Below are 1436 nucleotides of genomic sequence, written 5' to 3'. Positions count from 1 at the left end.
GCCCGTGCGCGCGGCGCTCGTGCGCGCCGCCGAGGAGGTCGCCGACTGGTGCGCCGCGCAGGTCGAGCTCGGCGGGCTCGACGCCTCCCGCGCGCAGCTGGCCGAGGCGGAGCTGCGGTCGCTGCGGGCGCAGATCTCCCCGCACTTCATCTACAACGCCCTCACCGCGATCGCCTCGTTCATCACGACCGACCCCGACCGCGCGCGCGACCTCGTGCTGGAGTTCGCCGACTTCACGCGCTACTCCTTCCGCCGCCAGGGGGAGTTCACGACCCTCGCGGAGGAGCTCGGCAGCATCCACTCGTACCTGGAGCTCGAGCGGGCCCGCTTCGGCGACCGGCTGCAGGTCACGCTGCAGATCGCGCCGGAGACCCTCGCCACGGTCATCCCGTTCCTGTCGGTGCAGCCCCTCGTGGAGAACGCGGTGCGGCACGGGCTCGAGCCGGGGGAGGGCGGCGGCGAGATCCGCCTCACCTCGCGCGACGACGGCACCCACACCGAGATCCTCGTGGAGGACGACGGCGTCGGCATGGACCCCGACGGGCTGCGGTCGCTGCTCACGGCGCGCGAGGACGGCTCCCACGTGGGGCTGCGCAACGTCGACACGCGCCTGCGACAGCTGTACGGCAGCAGCGGCGGACTGGTCGTGGAGACCAACACGGGCGCGGGTACCCTGGTGCGCATGCGAGTCCCGAAATCGCAGCCCCTGCACGACCCGGACGACGACTGAGGAGCCCGGATGATCGACGTCCTCGTCGCCGACGACGAGCAGCCCGCCCTCGACGAGCTGGTGCACCTGCTGCGCTCCGACCCGCGCATCGGCGAGATCCTCACCGCGACGAGCGGAGCCGACGCCCTGCGGCAGCTGTCGCAGCGCGCCGTGCGTCTCGCGTTCCTCGACATCCACATGCCCGGCCTGCTCGGCACCGACCTGGCCCGCGCCCTCCTCGGGCTCGCGGAGCCGCCGGCTGTCGTGTTCGTCACGGCCGACGAGGCCCGCGCGGTGGAGGCGTTCGAGCTGCGCGCGGTCGACTACCTCCTCAAGCCGGTGCGGCGGGAGCGGCTGCGCGGCGCGATCGACCGCGTGGATCAGGCCGCCGATCCGACGAAGGGCGACGACGAGGTGCTGTCGGTCACGGTCGGGTCGACCGTGCGGTTCGTGCGGCGCAGCGAGGTGCGGTGGGTGCGGGCGCAGGGCGACTACGCGCGACTGCACACCGACGACGACGACCCCGGCCAGCTCGTGCGGATCCCCATGGCGGAGCTTGAGGCGCGGTGGGCCGACGCGGGGTTCCTGCGCATCCACCGCTCGACGCTCGTGCGCACGGCCGCCGTGACCGAGGCGCGGCTGTCCGGGGGAGAGCCGACGGTGGTGGTCGGCCGCACGGCCCTCCCGGTGAGCAGACGGCTCGTGCCCGCGGTGCGGGAGGCGCTCG

Annotated in this window: 2 protein-coding genes; both read left to right on the top strand. The window is 74.0% G+C overall.

Going from position 1 to position 1436, the window contains the following annotated elements; genetic code table 11:
- Nucleotides 1-730, top strand: a 730-nt coding sequence (locus DW309_RS02640; protein ID WP_168387149.1) for a sensor histidine kinase, incomplete at its 5' end; no start/stop codon positions are given.
- Nucleotides 731-739: 9 nt separating this feature from the next.
- Nucleotides 740-1436, top strand: a 697-nt coding sequence (locus tag DW309_RS02635) for a LytR/AlgR family response regulator transcription factor (protein ID WP_136044481.1), incomplete at its 3' end; no start/stop codon positions are given.

Source organism: Microbacterium sp. K41 (assembly GCF_004794395.1).
Classification (GTDB): Bacteria; Actinomycetota; Actinomycetes; order Actinomycetales; family Microbacteriaceae; genus Microbacterium; species Microbacterium sufflavum.
The sequence above is the reverse complement of the archived record's forward strand: the minus strand, read 5'-3'. Positions and strand labels throughout refer to the sequence as shown.